This is a genomic window from Lutibacter oceani, from assembly GCF_003384935.1.
In the GTDB taxonomy this organism is placed as follows: domain Bacteria; phylum Bacteroidota; class Bacteroidia; order Flavobacteriales; family Flavobacteriaceae; genus Lutibacter; species Lutibacter oceani.
Genome location: NZ_QTTQ01000009.1, coordinates 625610 through 643157 on the forward strand (window position 1 = coordinate 625610; position 17548 = coordinate 643157).

General features: G+C 30.3%; 8 protein-coding genes. All 8 read right to left on the minus strand.

From position 1 onward, the window contains the following. Positions 1 to 23: 23 nt before the first annotated feature. The 8 genes from sov to BX611_RS02910 all read right to left on the minus strand — a co-directional run bounded on the left by sov (position 24) and on the right by BX611_RS02910 (position 17307). Positions 24 to 7070 carry a T9SS outer membrane translocon Sov/SprA gene (sov, locus tag BX611_RS02875; protein WP_115877975.1) on the minus strand — a complete coding sequence of 2349 codons (7047 nt, stop codon included), beginning with the start codon at positions 7068 to 7070 and terminating at the stop codon, positions 24 to 26. Positions 7071 to 7073: 3 nt separating this feature from the next. Continuing rightward, positions 7074 to 7655, minus strand: a complete 582-nt coding sequence (gene ruvA / locus BX611_RS02880; protein ID WP_115877976.1) for a Holliday junction branch migration protein RuvA — start codon at positions 7653 to 7655, stop codon at positions 7074 to 7076. Positions 7656 to 7694: 39 nt separating this feature from the next. Next, entirely contained in the window at positions 7695 to 9971 is a 2277-nt protein-coding gene (locus BX611_RS02885) for an NADP-dependent malic enzyme (RefSeq protein WP_115877977.1), read from the minus strand. Positions 9972 to 10189: 218 nt separating this feature from the next. Then, entirely contained in the window at positions 10190 to 11116 is a 927-nt protein-coding gene (locus BX611_RS02890) for a carbohydrate kinase family protein (RefSeq protein ID WP_317047869.1), read from the minus strand. A 2-nt stretch (positions 11117 to 11118) separates the two neighbouring features. After that, positions 11119 to 12564, minus strand: a complete 1446-nt coding sequence (locus BX611_RS02895; RefSeq protein WP_115877979.1) for an MFS transporter — start codon at positions 12562 to 12564, stop codon at positions 11119 to 11121. Positions 12565 to 12609: 45 nt separating this feature from the next. Continuing rightward, positions 12610 to 14040, minus strand: coding sequence for a sucrose phosphorylase (gene gtfA / locus BX611_RS02900; RefSeq protein ID WP_115877980.1), 1431 nt, complete (start codon positions 14038 to 14040; stop codon positions 12610 to 12612). Positions 14041 to 14222: 182 nt separating this feature from the next. After that, entirely contained in the window at positions 14223 to 16091 is a 1869-nt protein-coding gene (locus BX611_RS02905) for a trehalase family glycosidase (protein WP_115877981.1), read from the minus strand. Next, entirely contained in the window at positions 16075 to 17307 is a 1233-nt protein-coding gene (locus BX611_RS02910; RefSeq protein WP_115877982.1) for an MFS transporter, read from the minus strand. The genes BX611_RS02905 and BX611_RS02910 overlap by 17 nt, the downstream gene beginning before the upstream one ends. Between the last annotated feature and the right edge of the window lie 241 nt (positions 17308 to 17548).

Below are 17548 nucleotides of genomic sequence, written 5' to 3' on the forward strand. Positions count from 1 at the left end.
TTTAAATTTATTTTTATAGTTTGTTAATTTCCTAAAACATATCTAACACTTAGCCCAGAACTAACAGATTGCCTAGGGAAAGTTGTTGAAATTGCATATTTTGAAGAACTTTGATCAAAATAAAATGATGCCGTTAAATTTTTACTTACTGCATAGTCCGCAAAGAATTTAAATGACAACAAACGTTGACCTCCTGTTACCTGATTATTATCTTCATCAATAGCTCTAATTACAGTTTTATTATCTCTTAAAGATAAATCTGCTCTTAAATCTAAATCTCCTTTTAATTTAGTTAATTTCCCACCAAATCTAAACTTCATGGCTAAATCTTTAAATCTATAACCCATTCCAATTACATACTCCATGCCTTTCATTTGAGTAATTGTATTGTTATTAAAATTCAAAGTTAACCTCCTGTCTTTATCAACTCTACCGGTAAATGAAATAGAATTTTTCATTTTCATATCGACTTTTAAAAGTGGGCTAAATTCTTCAATTAAATCCACATTTGTAAATAATGTTTTGTTAAAATAGTTACCAACAATATCGGTTTCTAAATAGGGATCCTCAGCATTGTATTCTAAATTATTACTAAAACTTAATATTGAATATCGAGAATCGTAACTGTGTGACAATGAAAAACTTCTAAAATTATCTTTAAACCATTTCATTTTCATTAAACCTTTGTAGTTTATTTGCCAACTTGGAATAGGCACATCTCTAAAAGCATTTAAACTTATTTTAGCTGCATCTTTTCCTGTATATGCTGCTAAAAATGCAGGCAATGATACTTGCTGACTCGTGGCTCCAAAACCATCTATTGATTGTCCAGATTCCTGAGATAAACGTTGTGCAATAATTTCTCTATTTGCTTTAAATTCTTCAAAATTTGCATCACTATCGCTAAATGCTGTTTTTAGCATATTATAACTAATCATAAAGTTTCCAACTTGAGAAATTGGAGACTCTGAATTAAGGACATTATTTATAACATCTAATTGTTGTGATGTGTTTTTAGTGTATGTTTTGTTTCCTCTTAACTCAATATCAAAATTTTGAAAAGGTTCTACATTAATAGTAGCATCAAATTTATTCATGTGAGTTCTACTATAGGTTCTGTTATAATATGGATCATCTTCACCACGTGATATTAACCAACCGTTTTCTAATGCACGTTCACGAATATCTATTTGACTCCCAAATACAAAACCTAAGGATGGTGCAACTCCACCATTAAAATTATCTTGCCCTAAAAATCCTATTTGTGGTATATAACCCGGTAAATATGTACCATTGTTTTCAGAATAATTAAATCTTGCTTTTTTAACTGCTGTTATCACATTATAAAAACCTTGTTTAATTTCTTCTCCTGCAGATTTTCTTTTTTTACTTGTTTTAGCTGTAGGAGATTTTATGGCAGATTCAGGTGTATTATCAGATTTTGATTTCTTTTTATTAAATAATTTAGTTAAACCAATATTTTTATAAAACTTATTAAAATCCACATCTATACCTAAATTATGAGTATTAGAATTTTGAATTACATTTCCTACTTTATCAATATAAGATTGTGAAGATGCCTGCCAATCAAAATCGGCTACATATGTGTAATCTGCATTTATAAAATCTAACAAAGGAAGCTTATCAATTGGGATTTTATAGGTTCCATTTAATGTTTGATGATAATGGTCTGGTCTTCCTAAAGAAAAGAAATTATCAAAAATTTGTATATCATCAGCAGCATCAAAATCATCATACAAATAATTATTTGCTGCTCTAAAATTAAACTGTAAAGATCGGGTTAAATTATAGCCAATTGTATAATCCCAATCAAACATAAAATAACGTTGTTTTAATGTTGGTAACTGTGGTAAACCTTCAATTAAACTCCTTGAAAGTTGCTCATTATAAGTTCTAAAAATATTTGAATTTACAGAAATTGTTGAAGGAATTAAGTTTACATTAAAATCTTTAATAAACTTAAAATATTTACTATTTAGTGATCCCCAATTTTTAAAAGGCTCAATACTTTTTGGTTGAAAACTGTAATTATAATTAGCTGAAGCCCTAACATTTTGATCTACAAATTTTTCAACATTATAATCTCTATGATAGGTTTCATTATAAGCATAGGAAACAGATAAATTTTCTACATTATAAAAACGTTGTTTACTTTCAGCATTTGGATTGTATTCTTTTCTTACGTTAATTAAACTTATACTTCTTCGCTTTGTATAATCTCTTGCTTTATCACTATTTGGATTAATATCTTTCGCCTCATTAAACAAAACATCTTGATATTGCGGGTCGTATTTTGGATCTTTTACTTCTTCTGAAACGCTATAATTTAAAGGTAAAGAAACCCCCCAGTTTTTAGGCAATAATTTACCCATATTTACATTGGTTACAAGATCGTACAATTTAGAATCTTCTTGGCTACGCTCATTTACACGTTGTTCAATACCTCCAAAACCTTGAGTCTCCATTCTTCCGGTAACAGCTATATCCGCAAAATCGGCAATATTTGCATCGGCACTTACAACAGCCGCCCATCCACCTTCATTATCAAACTCAGCTACACGCATTTCATTAAACCAAACCTCAGCACTTTGATTAGTACTAGAAACGTTTTTAACACCTAACATTATGGTTTTTATGTTGGATAAATTTGGATTTCCTTTCACTCTAATATCATATCCTTCTAGGCCTTCAATTGGAGAAGATATTCCTTCAGCAGGGTAAATTATATTAGGAGCAATTCCTTCGTCAAACCTTAATAATTTTAATTTCCCCAAGTATTCTAAAAAGGCATCTAAATTATTTTCTTCAGGCCAAATTTCTAGTGGAGAACTAACTCCATAATCTGAAATAGTTAACAGTTTTTCAATTTGATAGTAGTTTTCGTTTAAATCACTACCAATTCTAATTATTGCTTTTAACTCATCATTTTGAACCTGCGGTCTGGTTTGTACACCTTCCGCATGTAAAAACAATTTTAAATGTTTGTACATTCTTAAATCTACTCTAACATTTTTAAATATTGCCCTGGTATCATCAGGCTCTAAATCTGTTACTTTTAAGGATAAAGATTGCTCATTTTGTTTTTGTAAAGTTGTACTTCCTCTTAAAATTTCTCGTTTTATACCTGGAGGTAACGTGTATGGAATTGGATTTCTGTCTTCATTTTCCTGAATATTTACAACACCAACCTCAAAATTTTGCAACTCATCATTTGTTAAGTTTTGTGATGGAACTATATTTTCATCTAGTGTTTTAGTAAAACGTCTCCAATCACCACGAACCAATTGCAATTCTCCAAAACGCAATACTATTGGCATTTTAAATTTGGTTAAAAACATACGCATAAAACGAATGGAATTAAAACCTGTAATATCATTTACAACTTCATCTGGTGTACTAACTTGAATTCTAAACTGTAACCATCTAAATTGCTTTTCACTTCCATCTTCTAGGGTTACATTTACAGTTTTTTCATCAACAATATTATTTTGCCCAACAATTAAATCGTTTTTATTTAATGATACTTTGTACTGATAGTAACTTTCAACAGAATTCATTGTTTGATCTTTATCAATATCTTCAGTATCTGGAAATGTTGTTGCTGATGTTGGATAACTTTCAGTAGATAAATTGTTTGTTGGAGAATTTCCTTGTGTGTTATTATACTTTTTGTACCTAGTAATTATTGAAGCATCTGAATTATCGTATTCTGAACTTCTAAAATATTGATAGTTATCATTTGATGGATCTGGTCCAAAACTTGTTCCAAACTTAGCAGTTTCTTCCTGATCATTTAAACCATCAAAACCTATATCCTGATTTAAGCGTTCATTATCATTATCACTAAAAGCATATAATAATGATTGATTTGTTGGAATTTTACCCCAAATTGTTTCATCCGTATTATTTGTACTTAATGGGTCTTCTGGCAATCCATTTTCATACATTTTTCTACCATCTTTTAAAACATCTTCAGAAATATTTCCAAGATTAAAATACAGCTCTCCAACTTGGTTTGAAGGATTACTTGGATCAATGCCCGCAGGTAAACCTTCAGCATTGGTAATTGAATAATGATCGTAAGGATCCATCATCCAAAATTGAATATATTCAACGTTTGATTGTTCAAAATTTGTGGTTGTTAATGCTCTTGTAATACCTCCCCAACGTTCCTCTGGATTTGTAAATTTTCCATCTCCACCTACATTATTTGTATCATAATTATAACTTCCTCTTTCGTTAGGAAAATATGCTAAGTCTAAGGTTCTGACAATTGTAGATTGTGTTAAATCTAAATCTTGTTCCGGAAATAATTCTTCATATCTAATTCTTCTAACTTCTGCCCTGGATAATTCATTATTATCAATATTGCTGGGTTTTAATGAAGAACCACCATAAAAAAGTGGATCAATAATATACCAAGATAATTTTGCTCTTTTATATCCATAAGTTATATCTGAAGCATTTCCTCCTAAATCAAATTGCGTTTGATATTGTGGTGTACTAGCTAGATGCCATTGCTGAATAGATTTAATTTCTAATGGAATTTGAGAACCCTCAAAATCATCTACATACGAAGTTGCCTCTCCTTCTAATTCAATCCTTTTTGGAGAGCCCGGTCTTAAGTAAGCAAAATCTCCTCTAATTGAAAAGTTTGAAGCATAATCCGTATCGATATTTGGCAATTTATTTGCCAGTTTTGTTAAAAAAGGGACTTCTGTACCAAAGTTTGCATTTAAACCAAAAATAGTATTATTAATTGGCTCTTGACCAAACAATGCTTTTTGCGTAATCGGTTTTTCGTTTAAGTTTAAAAAAGTTGCACCTGCTATAAATTTATCTGAAAATTTATGCTCAATATCAACCCCAAAAAAGCGCTTTGTTTGTAAATTAAATGCTGCATTATTTTCAACAGAAACATTAATTGGTGCATTTGAAGCCTCTAAACTAGGATTTACAATTTGCACTCTACCCATTTGATAATCAACCACATAATCAACACCTTCAACAAGTTCCCTACCACCTGTTGTAACTCTAACAGAACCTTGAGGCACATTAAAAGCACCCAATGGAATTCCATTAGCACTTTCAGATTTATGATATCCTTTAATTAAATATTTATCTTTTTCTTGAAAATTATTTCTAGCTTCAGATTGTGTAATTTCATACAACTCGTTGAAAATATATTTTTCATCTGCTATATCTGTTAACTTAGCATTTAAATCTGCCCCAAAAGGCTCAACAGTTGGAAAAATAATATAACCTTTTTCAGAATTTACAGTTGCTCCCTCAACATAATCAAAGTAACCATCTCCTTCAGGAACATAAAACTGACTTTGGTCTAACCTATCTATGTCTAATAAATTTAGCAACGTTTTATCAGAAACACCATTGGTTTGGGCATTTTGCAACACATTAATTGGCACTCCTGTTCCATCGTCCGCATACAAAAGTTCTAACCTAAAACCCTCTTGTTGCATTCTATAGGTTTGCAAAGAATATACATTTTTCATCATTAAGTCCCACATTGGAATTTGGGTACTTATAATTTCACTACGTAATAACTTTACAATTATGTTATCTGGTGCAATAATACCATCACTTGTAAATTCACCAACCCTGTATACTTTTGAATCTCCACTAACTGTAAATTCAAAAGCAACAGCTAATACATCAGAATCCGTAAGTCTTCTGTTTAATGAAATAAAACCTAACTGAGGGTGTAATTTATACTCATCAGGTCTTAATTTTATAGCGTTTTCTAATACAGAATAATCACGTCCTTGCTGCATTAAAAAAGGAGTTAAACCATTACCAACCGTTGAAATATTTCTAACTGGATTGGTACTATTTAAAATTGAAGAGATATCATTTGCATCATTGGAAGGGTACTGTGAACCTGGAACTACTGTTACATTTGCAGGACCAATATTTGTTGGATCTCCTTCACCAATATCGGATAAAGCAACTATATTTCTAATATCAACAGTTGTTGCGTTTCTATTAGTAACCCAAACTTCAACTTTAGTTATGTTTATTGGGCTATTAACTAATGGAAAATCTTTTAAGGCGTTATTATAATTATCTCTAAAATATTGCGAAAGAAAGAAATGCCTATTTTCATCATAATCAGTTGTTTGCAATTCAAATTCTTGAATAGTGGAACCTCCCTGTGCTGCTACCGATCTTGTTTGTGATTTTTGTTCTGCAAAAACACCCGTTACCTTTGTTCTTCCAAATTGCAATTGTGTTTTAACCCCAAACAAACTTTGTGCGCCAACAATTAAAGAATTTTTTAATGGCATACTTACATTTCCAACTTCAATTTTCTGAAGAATATCATCTTCAGTTGGAGTGTATTCTAATTTTATTTGATTTTGAAAATTAAATGTAGATTGTGTATCGTACTGTGCACCAACTTTTAATCTTGTTCCAACTTTTGCCTGTATACTTGCGCTAATTTCCTGGTTAAAATCAAATGTAAAACTACTTCTATTACGTTCAGATAATTGAGGATTGTCAACTTTTTGATATAACATTCCCATTTTTACCAATACCGATCCTTGTGGATTCACTTCTATAGTATTTCCTCCAAAAACAGATTGAAAAAAATCTGATTCTACATAATAGGTTGGTAGTAAGTTTTTTTGAGCCTCGGCACTCCCAATTTTTTTACTATTTGTTGCACTAATTTTATTTTTATAGTACGCCAGCATATCCTTTTTTAATTTGTACTTTTTATATTCTTCTTGAGACATATAAACAGGACGCTTTAAATAGTAATCTCCAATTTTTTCTACAATAATATATTTTCCTAATTCTGTGTCGTAAATAATTTCAGATTTGGCAGGGTCAGATAAAAATAAGCTACCTTCCTGATTGCTATTAAAAGGATACTTAAGTTTAAGCGAATCTAGGACTTTTTCAACTTTTATAGTATCATTAGTGGTAGTAGTAACAGGAGGTGTTTGTGCATTTATTGTTGTTTGAAAAACCAACAATAAAAAAAATATAATATATGTTTTAATTATAAATAGCTCTTTTTTCAAATCTTATAAATTTTTAAGCGCTTTTTTTATTAAACTAGCAACGCCCAATGTTTTGTCTTCCAATAAAATTTTATCTAATACTTTTTCAGATTGTTTTCTTAAAAAACCTAAAACTTCTAATGCTGTTAACGCTTCTTCCTTAGCAGTATTGTTTTGAACTATAGAATCTTCATTTATAGCATAACTTTTTAAAATCTTATCCTTTAAATCAATAAGTACTCTTTGTGCTGTTTTTGCTCCTATGCCTTTTACAGACTGTATTGTACCAACATCACCAGAAGCAATTGCATGTTGAATTTCATCAGTAGTCATAGATGATAACATTGTACGCGCAATACTTGGTCCAACACCAGAAACAGAGATTAGTAATCTAAAAATCTCTCTTTCCATTTTAGAAATAAAACCATATAACGTATGCGAATCTTCCTTTATAGATAAATGAGTATATAAAAAAACAGCTTCATCATCAGTTAACTGCGAGTATGTATTTAATGAAATATTAAGCCAATACCCAACACCATTAACCTCAATAATTGCATAGGTTGGGTTTTTTTCAACCAGTTTACCTCTTAAATGAGTAATCATATAACACTTGTTCTATTTTGAACCAAATGTAATAAATTATTATTGTTTTTTACTATTTTCTTGGGCATCAACAACTGCTACACAAACCAAATTAACAATTTCATCTACACTAGAGCCTAGTGGCAAAATATGCACTGGTTTTTTCATCCCCATTACTATAGGTCCTATTGATTCAATATTATTCAATTTGTTAATCAATTTATAACTGATATTTGCTGAATTTAAATTTGGAAAAATCAATCCATTTACCTTTTTCTCATGCAATTTAGAAAATGGAAATTTATCATTTCTTAGAGTCCTGCTCATTGCAAAATCTGCTTGTATTTCTCCATCAATAATAATATCTGGATAATGTTCATGAATATATGCAACTGCATTAGCAGATTTTGAAGCGGATTTTGATTCAGCTGATCCAAAATTTGAATAAGACAACATTGCTAAAACAGGTTCAATTCCAAAAATCTTCATAACTCTAGCTGTTTCAACTGCTATTTGAACTAATTCCTCTTCTGTTGGGTTTATATTAAAAGCGGTGTCGGAAAAAAACATAGGTCCACGTTCTGTCATTAAAATATTAGTTGCGGCAATTCTTTTTATTCCCGGAGCCTTTCCAATCAGTTCAATCATTGGTTTAGCAACACTAGGATAACTTCTCGAATAACCTGTAACTAATGCATCCGCTTCACCTTCATTAACCATCATAGCGGCAAAATAATTACGTTCTCGCATCAGTTTTCGAGCATCTATGTATGTTATTCCTTTTCGTTTTCTGCTTTCCCAATAAATTTTTGCAAACCTGTCTTTTCGTTCTTTTTCATCATCAGATTTAGGATCAATTATTTCTACATCGGCATCAAAATTAATTTCAAGCATTAATTCTTTAATAATTTTCTCACTTCCCAGTAAAATTGGAATAGCAATTCCATCTTCATAAACAGTATGTGCTGCTTTTAGTACATTTAAATGGTCTGCTTCTGCAAAAATTACTTTTTTGGGATTTGCTTTTGCCCTTGAAGTAAGCATTCTCATTAACTTACTTCCAGTTCCCAATCTTTGAGCCAATGTTTCTTTATATGCCTCCCAATCGGTAATTGGTTCCTTTGCTACACCTGATTCTATTGCGGCTTTTGCTACTGCTGGTGGAACTTCTGTAATTAATCTGTTATCAAATGGTTTAGGAATTATATACTCTCTACCAAATTGAATATTTTTTTCGTTATAAGTAATATTAACGTGTTCTGGAACGGATTCTTTAGCTAAATCTGCTAAAGCATGAACCGCAGCCATTTTCATTTCTTCATTAATTTTAGTTGCTCTAACATCTAAAGCTCCTCTAAAAATAAATGGAAACCCTAAAACGTTATTTACCTGATTTGGATGATCTGATCTTCCAGTAGCCATTATAACATCCTTCCTGGTTTGTACAGCCAAATCATAACCAATTTCCGGATTTGGGTTTGCCATTGCAAAAACAATTGGATCATTTGCCATTGTTAATAACATTTTAGGCGTAAAAACATCGGCAATAGATAAACCTATAAAAACATCTGCACCAGTAACCGCTTCTTCTAAAGTGTAAATGTCTCTATTTGTAGCAAATTCGGCTTTTTGTGAAGATAAATTTTCAATATCTTTTCTAATAACTCCCTTACTATCACACATTACAACATTTTCTTTTTTAGCGCCTAATGCCAAATATAGTCGCGTACAAGAAATTGCTGCTGCTCCTGCTCCGTTTACAACTATTTTTACTTTTGAAATATCTTTTTCAGCAATTTCAATAGCATTTTTTAAAGCAGCTGCAGAAATTATTGCTGTTCCATGTTGATCGTCATGCATAACAGGAATATCCAACTCATCTTTTAACCTTCTTTCTATTTCAAATGCCTCAGGAGCTTTAATATCTTCTAAATTTATTCCTCCAAAAGTTGGAGCAATATTTTTTACGGTTTCAATAAATTTATCAACATCTTTAGTATCAACTTCAATATCAAAAACATCAATATCTGCGAATATTTTAAACAATAAGCCTTTGCCTTCCATTACTGGTTTTCCTGCTAAAGCTCCAATATCTCCTAATCCCAAAACAGCGGTTCCGTTAGAAATAACTGCAACCAAATTACCTTTACTTGTATATTTATAAGCATTGTTTGGATCTTTTTCAATCTCTAAACAAGGTTCTGCAACACCCGGAGAGTAGGCTAATGATAAATCTTTTTGTGTTGCATATTTTTTTGTAGGAACTACTTGTATTTTACCAGGAGTTGGCGTTGAATGGTAAAGCAACGCTTCACTTTTTTTTCTTGAATCGCTCATAAAAATTGTTTTAACAATTGAGTAAACAAATTTACTAATTAATTATAAAAACAATCTTTATTTATACTATTTACTACGAAAACGTAATAAAGGTTACATATTAGTAATTATTGTGATATTTTGATTTAAAATAAATAATTTTCTGTTGATTTATCTATTTTTAAGTAAATTAAAAAAAATACAGTTTTTAAAGGTATATTTTTGAAGAAAGTTAAATTTTAAATTTGAAACCCTTTTAAAAATTGAGCTATTACATTTTCTGAAATTTCAGGATTTGCTCCTTCATTTTGTGCTACAATAGCTCCAATTGCACAGGCAAAGTTTATTGCCTTTTGCGGTTGTTTCTCAGTAAATAATTTAATAACTAAAGATGCTAAAAATGAGTCGCCAGAACCAACTGTATCAACTACTTTCACTTTAAAACCACTATTGTAATAAAACTTATTTTCTGTATATAAAACTGCTCCGTGCGAACCTAATGTAACGCAAATAGTATTTGTATTTGTTGTTTTAGCAATAAACTTAATGTTTTGTTCTAAAGATTTATAGTCCGACTTTAAATATGCTGCAATTTCAAAAAGTTCATCATCATTAAATTTAATAAAATCTGCTTCATTCATTAAGTCCTTCAAAGTATTTTCAGCATAATGAGGTGCTCTTAAATTCACATCAAAAATTTTATACTTTGCAACTTTTAACAATTGCTTTAATGTATTTCTTGAAACAGCATCTCTAGATGACAAACTGCCGTATACAAAAAAATCAGCTTCTTCTACTTCTGAAATACTATTTGCTGAAGCTTCAATTTTATCCCAGGCCGAAGGGTAATTTATATTATATGACGCATTTCCTTTTTCATTTAAAATAACATTTACAATACCAGTAGGGTAGTTTTCCTTTACTTGAATTGAAGCTGTTTTAACACCTCTTTTTTGAATATAATTTACTAAAGTTTTACCATCACTATCGTTTCCAACTGCAGAAATCATAGAAACTTCAGTTCCAAAAGAATTTAATCGAGCTGCAACATTCAATGGCGCTCCTCCTATTTTTTTATGCCCTTGAAAAACATCAAAAAGGATTTCTCCAAAACATACCGCATGTAGCTTTTTACCTGTCATTTTACCTAACTTTACTTCATTCAAAACTAAGACTTATTTGAAGTTATTTTTAATCTCATTGCTAAAAATGCTGCAATCATAAAAAACACTCCGCCAAACATAATGGCATTAACGGCACTGTTTCCTAATAAGTGCTTTACAATTGGGCCAAAAGATAATGTTTGAATAAACATTGGTATTACAATCATCATATTAACTATACCCATATAAACTCCACGTCTTTTTTCAGGAATTACTTTTGAAACCATTGCATAAGGAATACCCATCATAGCAGCCCAACCCACTCCTAATAAAATCATAGGTAAAAGCAATAAATATTGATCTTTAATATATGGTAAACTAAGCATGGCCATTCCGGTTAAAAACAAACTCCCAACATATACTTTTTTATTACCAAATTTTGAAGCAACTGGAACTAATAAAAGAGCAACAATCATGGTTACAAAATTATATGTTCCATTCATTAAACCTGTTTGAGCCAATGCTTGTTCTGAAAGTAATTGAATGTTTTGTACAAATGATGTATCTTCTACACTTATTTGAGCGCCTGTTTTACAGGCATCCATTATAGTATCAAACTTTTCTGTATCACTTTCACTAATGCCAAACATACTTGTTCTTAACATTGGTGTAATAAATTGCCAATATACAAATAACGCATACCATTGAAAAAGGTAAACAGCTGATAATCTCCATAATAATTTTGGCATACTACCAATTGCTTGAAATATTTCAACAAAAGGCTCAAAAACACGACTCATAAAAGCTGAATTCTTTTTCCGCTCTTCCATTTCTTGAATTTCCTCGTTTGAAGGTGGAATTTCAGGAGTTTTTAAAACCGACCATAAAATGGTACCTATTGAAGCAACTGCACCTAAAAAGAATGAATAATAAACCCATTTTGGTATTGCAGATATAACTTCAGTATCTGTAGTACATAAACTTGTGGCTTCTGTAACTGGAACACTAAACCAATCTTGAAACAAAAACAACGAAAAATTAGCAAGGGTAATTCCTGCTCCAACAAATAAACTTTGCATTTGAAAACCATAAGTTAATTGATTGTCTGGCAGTTTATCACCCACAAATGCTCTATAAGGCTCCATAGCAGTATTATTTGCAGCATCTAAAATCCAAAGTAAACCTACTGCAAACCACAACTCTGAACTAAAAGGAAATATAAATAAACATAAACTTGCAACAATAGCTCCAATTAAGAAAAAAGGTTTTCTTCTTCCCCAACGTGGCGACCATGTTTTATCTGAAATTGCACCAATTATTGGTTGAATTAATAAACCTGTTACCGGACCGGCAAGATTTAATAAAGGTAAATCCTCATGGTGTGCACCTAAAAAAGAAAAAATAGGATTTATGGCTGTTTGTTGCAATCCAAAACTGAACTGAATGCCAAAAAATCCAACATTCATATTCCAAATTTGCCAAAATGATAAATTGGGTTTTCTAATTTTCATGAGTATTCTTTTTTAGTGTTTAACTATTTTTAAACAATTATTTGATTAAGATGAGTACTTAATTTTTATCGACATTTTATTTAGGTCAATAAATAATTCTGCCCAATCATTTATATTAATCCATTTTATATGCAATAAATTTTCAGCAGTTTCTATAAGTTTAAAATCTCCATTAAAAGCTTTATGAGTATTTCTTAACATCATTAATTCCTTTAGCTTTTTAAATAATGGTTTATCTACGTTTTGTGTTATTTCTTCTTTTGAATAATAATGCCTATTAATATCTCTTCCAACATTTGTTTTTACCAACAAGTCCATATCATTTTCACCTGCAAATAAACCAACATAATAAACTTGTGGTATTCCTGGAACAAAAAACTGAATAGCTCTTGCAATAAAATATGCATTTTCGTCTCGTCCTAACGCATCAAAATAGGTGCAATTTACCTGGTATAAATCTAAATTAGAAGCTGCTGAACCAGTTGCTTTTAAGCTATTCCCTAAACTATTTTTATGCATTTGATTCACAATTTCATTTAAAATAACATCTTCAATTAGTCCTTTTTTTTCACCTTCGCGAGCTACATCTACAATTCCAATACCATCATGTGTATCCAACACTGTAATAGCATTTCTTGGACTAACCGCTAACCAATTTTTAAGGCTCTTTGCATTTTTATTAAACAATGTATCTAAAACCAATACTGGTAAGGCAAAATCATATACATAATCTACTCTTTTAGCAATTTCAATTTGTGTTTTATAATGGGAATGAATTTCCACTAAAACTTCTATACCTTTTTCTTTTGCTTTTTCGGTTAGTTGTCCTATAAAATCGTAAGTTTCATCAATCATAAAACAAGATGTTCCCTTTTGTTTAATAGCATAACCTGCTGCATCTAAGCGAATCATTTTAACTCCTCCTTTTTCAAAAGTATTTAATATTCCTTCCAAATATTTAATTCCAGCATCACTTTTTACATCAATGTCAATTTGATTGGTAGTAAAGGTGGTCCAAATTAACTTACTTGATCCATCGTTTAATTTAAACTTTGTAAAAGGGAATCCGGGACGTGGCCTGTAAATACTTAATAAATCTGCTCCCGTTGCTCCATTTGGGAAAACGGTATCAAAAGTTAAGAATAATGAAGCATATTTAGATGCTTTTCCATTTTTAAGATAATCTTGAAATTGAACAGACTTTGCTGATACATGATTCACAATTAAATCGGCCATAATATCTACTTCTTCACTCAACGCATTCAAATCGCTCCAATCACCTAATCTTGGATCAATTAATTCGTGATCTATAGGATCAAAACCGGCATCTTCCCCATCAATTGGGTAATAAAAAGGTAAAATATGTAAGCCTCCAAAAAGTCCTTTAAGTTCATTATTAAATAATGAATTTAAATCTTGAATATTTTCACACCCTAATCTATCTATATATGTAATTAATTGTATTTTATTTTTCATTTAATCTTTTTTATAACTAATAAAATCAGCCATTTTAACTATTAATTTTAATAGTTGTAATTTCAATTTAGTATTAAAATTTTAACCGATTCAAATGTAAAGATATTGTGATTCTGAAATCTTAATTTAATGCTGAAATCGATTAAAATTGAGCCGAAAACGGTTTCGATTTATTCAATAATTTAAAACAATTCATCTGGATCTACTAAATCATCCAATTTATTTATTAATCTCTTGGAAAGAATTGAAATTCCATATTGGTAAGAGGCATTCATCCAACCAAAACCACCATCTGGAATATAGGCGAAATTGGTGCCTACATTTCCATATTCCGTATCCACTTTATGTGTACAATTAACTACATCGTACTTTTCAGCAATAGTACCATTATAATTAACTGCATTTTTGGTAATTACCCACAACCACCTGTAAACCAACTCTTGAGCTTCCTCTTTAAAGTTATAGTGCAATAAACCTTTCCAAATCATTATTTGATGTGGTGCCCATCCGTATGGATAATCCCATTGTCTTCCTGGATTATTTGCATCAATTACACCGCGCGATTTTTCTGTACAACTTACAACTCCTCCTTTGCAGGTTAATAATGGTAATAAATTTTTGACTAATAATTGAGCTTGTTCTATAGAAGCTGACTTTGCCCAAAGTGGGTAAAATGAAGTTGCAGACTCAAAATTTGTGAAATTATTTAATTTAAAATCGTAATCAAAATACATACCTTTTTCTTGATTCCACAAATTTTCATTCATTCTTTTTTTACGAACTTCAGCCTTGTCTAACCAATATTTTTTGGTGTATTTTTTATTATTTATACTTGTAAATTCTCCCTTAAAATAGGTTTCAATCATTTCTGCAAAATCCACTTCATATTTATACAATAATGCATTTAAATCTACCGTATTTAAATGTGCACATTTATTAACCAACCTGTTTGAAGTATCATGCCCACTTTCTCTTAAACTTCTATCGTGTAAAAAATATTCATCTAATTCTGGACAATCAATTTCACGATTTTTATATTTGGTTTCAAATGCTTCGTACGAAATTTGAAATTTCTTTGCATACTCTCCAATTATTTCTTTAAAATGCCCTTCTTCAGTTTCAAAAACAAAACCAACTCCTTCAGCATAATACCTATTTAAACCATTTGAGGTCAGCCTTTTTCCTTCAACCATCCATACATTTTCATACTCGTTAATGGCTGTACTTAACTTTTCAGAAATCCAAGAAATAGTAGGATTTACAGCTTCAACATATTCTTTAATCATTGAAGAATAAAAAGGCGGTTGTGTACGTGTTAAATAATAGCTTCTGTTGGCATTTAAAATTTTACCATAATGATTGATTTGATATTCAAAATTTTCAATCATTCCTTTAGCTAAATCATATTTTTTGTCAATTAACAAACCAACAGATTCAAAATAGCTATCCCAGCCGTACATTTCATTAAATCTTCCGCCTGGAACTACAAAAGGCTCCCCAACTATTTCATTGTTATTTTCAGTTAAAGCTAATGCTAATAAACCAGGTTTGTTATTTATTGTTAGCGCAAATTGTGGAGTTATATTTTGCGGTAATTTAACAACCTTTATTTTAGTTATTTCCTTGGCAAAATTTGTATAATAATCAAAAGCTTTTTTATCGTTACTCGGAACATAAATATAAAAGAAATCCTGTTCCACTTTTTCATCAAGGAGCACTTTTAGCAATCCCTTTTTATCCATATTTCGGGTTAAACTATCCCAATATACTTCCCTTATTAAACGCGAAATTCTATGCGAAGGTTTTTCATAAATATAATCTAAAGAAATTAATGCAGATGAAGTATTTCCCTTTCTAATTGACAATGCCAACTCTTGTAATAAATTAGATAAAAAATAAGTATCCTCAATACAAAATATTTTTCCATTAACTTGTTCAACCTCAAAAACCTTATCACTTAAATCATCAACTGTAATTCTCTTGTCTCCATCAATATCTTCTTGAGCCAACAATTTTTTTAACGTTGCTGTCGGATTAATTTGTAAAACCATATTTTGTCTGTTTTGTTAATTTATATAGTATTACAATTGAAATAAGTAACAATACCATTGGAATTAATGTGTAAAAGAAAGCTTTTTCAGCGCCTAAATTTTTGAATAACCAACCAATAATTGTTGAACCAGTTGTGCCGCCTAATGCTGAAAAAACAACAATTAAACCAGTCATTGGGCTGTGTAATTTTTTAGGTAACGCACTTAAAACTGAAGAATTTAATAAAGGATAAATTGGCGCAATAAAAAGCCCAACTATTGGAAATGCAAAACCAATTAACGGAATATCAAAAATAGATTCAATAGCTGAAACTTCAACTTCAATGGTTTTTGGAAGCACAAAAATTACCATTATCATGGCTATAATTATGCAAAAAATTAAAATATATACCCATTTAATGTGTTTTGAAATTATTCCTGCTCCTATTCTTCCAACTGCTAAAGACAGTGCAAAAATGCTCGACATCATAATACTTACATTAGGAGGTAATTCTAAAACTCGCTTATAAAATGTTGGTAACCAAGTCATTATTCCTTGTTCAACCATTACAAATAAAAAGGCACAACAAATAAAAATTAGAATTAATAATTTTGCACATAGCAACATCATTTGTTTTACATCATCAATTAAATCTACCCCGGGAATTTCGTGACCTTCATCAAATTTTGTAAAATATAATAATGCAAATGAAACTAGGGTAAGAATTGCTAACAGAATATATACATTTATCCAGGCATCTGGGTTGGAATTTGAATTAAAAGCTGGAAATAAAAAATAGGCAAGTGCAATTCCAACCATAAAAACACCTTCAATAGAGCTCATAAAACTATTATGTTCTTGGGTACTGTTTGTTACTAAACCTATTACGGAATATACAGAAACTTTTATAAGCGCAAATGATACACCTACAGAAGCAAATAATATTTTAGCAGACCAAAATGAATTTCCAAAGTACATTACCAAACAGGCCAAAGTTGATAAAAACAAGCCAATTAACATGGTTTTTTTATACCCAATTCGTGGCAAAAAAGATGCAATTACAAAAGAAACAATAGCAATAGGAATATCTTTAAACCATTCTAAAGAACTTGCCTGAACTTCATCTACACCAAAATTTTCTAATGATTTTAAAATTACAATTCCTACACTATTTAGCAGAATAGCAAACACAAAGTAATTTAAATACAGTGATATTTTAATACCAATATTTTTCATTTATTTGAAATTAGTTGATTGATTTTAAAAAAGAAATTCATAAAAAAGTATACAAAAATATGAGGTACTATTTTACTATGAATCATTTTTCAATTGTAATTTAGTTAGACAGGTTATTGAATTTCTTTTCTTTTTAAACGAAATCGTTTTCGAAATATTCGAAAACGATTTCGTTGTATTTTTAAGATAGCGCTTTATAATTTTAAATTTTATTTCATTTTTACATTTAAAATGTTTTATT